General features: G+C 40.1%; 3 protein-coding genes. 2 read left to right on the forward strand and 1 reads right to left on the reverse strand.

Going from position 1 to position 2,968, the window contains the following annotated elements:
* Positions 1 to 145 precede the first annotated feature (145 nt).
* Positions 146 to 400 carry a hypothetical protein gene (locus PL11201_RS00430; protein WP_079676686.1) on the forward strand — a complete coding sequence of 85 codons (255 nt, stop codon included), beginning with the start codon at positions 146 to 148 and terminating at the stop codon, positions 398 to 400.
* An 80-nt stretch (positions 401 to 480) separates the two neighbouring features.
* On the opposite strand, the gene PL11201_RS00435 is transcribed toward PL11201_RS00430, so the two are convergent.
* The gene (locus tag PL11201_RS00435) at positions 481 to 1,413 is read right to left on the reverse strand and encodes a glycosyltransferase family 2 protein (protein ID WP_079676687.1); all 933 of its coding nucleotides are present in this window, start codon (positions 1,411 to 1,413) and stop codon (positions 481 to 483) included.
* A 175-nt stretch (positions 1,414 to 1,588) separates the two neighbouring features.
* Here PL11201_RS00435 and PL11201_RS00440 point away from each other — a divergent pair, with 175 nt between their 5' ends.
* Positions 1,589 to 2,794, forward strand: a complete 1,206-nt coding sequence (locus PL11201_RS00440) for an argininosuccinate synthase (RefSeq protein WP_079676688.1) — start codon at positions 1,589 to 1,591, stop codon at positions 2,792 to 2,794.
* The last annotated feature ends 174 nt before the right edge of the window (positions 2,795 to 2,968 follow it).

Below are 2,968 nucleotides of genomic sequence, written 5' to 3' on the forward strand. Positions count from 1 at the left end.
AATAGGGAATAGGGAATAGGGAATAGGGAATAGGGAATAGGGAATAGGGAATAGGGAATAGGGAATAGGGAATATTGCTATATTTTTAATTAAAATTTAGGGATTTAAGGTAAAATAGATTAACTGTATTAATAAGATTATAACAATGAGTAAATCAAAACCTCTGACCGACCTAGAATTAATTGATTGTGCGAAAGCTAATGCTAAACAAGGTGTGGAAAATGCGGCTCAACTCGCGGGTTATGGGGATGATATAGACAAATTTATGGGCGCACTGCAAACCGCTTGTCATCGCATTGGAGTTAATATTGATTCTTTATCGGATTTAGTTAAAGAGCAGCAGCAAATTCGACAAATACCAGGGTTAGAAATTGCTCCTGATTCAGAATCGAGTTTATAAAGTGTTACTATAAGCCAAGAGGGTTGGAAGACCCAACCCCTACGATAAAATGTTACAACCTCGGCGCGGATTTCTATAATTTATGTCCCTCTATATTTTAACTCATCATAAGCTGAATAAACCGCTTTTACGTTATACCAATTCAGAAATATTCTAGCAATTTCTAAAGCTAATTGTGATTTTCCTTGGTTAATTAAATATTGTAAAAACCCTGCCATTGTCTTTTCATTTAAACGTCCTCCCAAAGATAATAAACCCCATAATATTTGATGTAATATGGTCATTTGAATCATCATTTTAACTTCAAAAGAAGGATGTTTTTGATAAAATAAAACTCCCATTCTCCCCCGTTGAATTTCTCGATCTATTAATTTCGGTAATTGTTCCAAACTAAAGGCCGGATGCCAATGATAACCCACCGCATCAGGGCATTTAATTAATGTTAAACCTAATTTTTTTAACCTAACTCCTAATTCTAAATCTTCCCAGCCATATTGTTGAAATTGAGTATCAAATAATCCGGCTTTTATTAACCAATGACGAGCGATCGCTACATTTCCCGTGGCAAAATAAGCGGCCGAAAAATCAGTAATTTTATAGGATTCAGAAGTCGGGTAATCAAAATTACAAGTATTAATTACCCGACCATAGGTAAAAACTTGATCTGAAGTTTGATATCCCTCAACTAAACTATCAGCATGGGATTGTAAAAATGTTTCTGTTACGACTAAATCACTATCAATAAAAATAATAGTTTCTCCCAGAGCCTTTTCTACCCCTAAATTTCTGGCTGCGGCTGGCCCTTGATGGGATTGACAAAATAGCCGAACATGGGGAAATTCTAACTGATTTTCCTCTAACCAATTTAAGGTTCCATCCGTTGAACCATCATCAACTAAAACCACCTCATAGTTAGTAATAATATGATCATATTGTTGCTGTTCTAAGGCTTTTAAACACTTTTGTAAAATCCCTAAACGGTTATAGGTAGGAATGACAATACTTAAAAACACAGTTTTTCTAACCTGAAACTTAAATCACTATTATTATCAACTACTGACCGGAAAAAAATCCAGTCCCCCTGCCCTCAAAATGGCCCCAACTCAAATATATAGAATTCCTGACATCCAAAGGGCATGAAAGGCAGGATAATGTAACATTTGGTTACTTGAGGAGAATATATTAATCATGGGTCGCGCTGAAAAAGTTGTGCTTGCTTATTCTGGTGGGGTGGATACCTCCGTTTGTATCCCCTACTTGAAAAATGAGTTTGGCGTCAAAGAAGTCATTACCCTGGCCGTAGACCTGGGACAAGGGGATGAATTAGGGCCTGTTCAACAAAAAGCCTTGGACTCTGGCGCCGTCGAGTCCCTGGTGATTAATGTCCAGGATCGATTTGTCAAAGACTATGCGTTTCCGGCCATTCAAGCCAATGCTTTGTATGAAAACCGTTATCCCCTAGCCACGGCTTTGGCCCGTCCGTTAATTGCCAAAACCTTAGTAGAAGTGGCCGAAAAATACGGGGCCGATGCGATCGCCCACGGTTGTACCGGAAAAGGAAACGACCAAGTGCGGTTTGACGTCTCCATTGGCGCACTCAACCCGAAATTGAAAATTCTGGCTCCCGCCCGGGAGTGGGGGATGAGTCGGGAAGAAACCATTGCTTACGGGGAAAAATTTGGCATTGCTTCCCCTGTGAAAAAATCCTCTCCCTATAGTTTAGACAGAAATTTGTTAGGGATTGCGATCGAAGCTGGGCCTTTGGAAGATCCTTGGACGGAACCCCTGGAAGAAGTCTATGCGATCACTAAACCGATTTCTGAGACTCCTAACGAACCCGAATATATCGAAATTGGGTTTGAAAATGGAGTTCCGGTGAGCCTGAATAGTGAGGCTATGGGCGGTGTTCAGTTAATTGGCAAATTAAATGAAATTGCTGGAAATCATGGGGTCGGACGCCTAGACATGATTGAAAACCGTTTAGTCGGGATTAAATCCAGAGAAATTTATGAATCTCCGGCGATGATTGTGTTAATTAATGCTCACCGAGATTTAGAAAGTTTGACCTTAACCGCCGATGTGACTCGTTATAAACGGGGGATTGAAGAAACCTATAGTCAGTTGGTTTATAATGGCCTCTGGTATAGTCCGTTAAAAGCGGCTTTGGATGCCTTTATCCAACAAACTCAAGAACGGGTCGCTGGTGTTGTCCGAGTCAAATTGTTTAAGGGAAATGCCATAATTGTTGGCCGGAAATCTGCTAATTCCCTTTATAGTTTAGACTTAGCAACCTATGGCTCCGAAGACGTTTTTGATCATAAAGCGGCGGAAGGGTTTATCTATGTTTGGGGTTTACCCACTCGCGTTTGGTCTGAGAAAATAAGAGACTATTGACACTCTCAGGTCTGAAGACACGCTCGATTCTAATTTCAACCTAGATACTTGCTCCGCCAGGGTTTCCCCAAGTAAAGTAGAGGTTTCTAGTCCATTAGCGTTACTTTGGGGATGCCCTCCCCTAGCTTGTTTACCAAGATTTAGAATATTAATTGCAGCATTTGTATCTCTATG

The sequence above is a fragment of the Planktothrix sp. PCC 11201 genome, from assembly GCF_900009135.1.
Taxonomy (GTDB): domain Bacteria; phylum Cyanobacteriota; class Cyanobacteriia; order Cyanobacteriales; family Microcoleaceae; genus Planktothrix.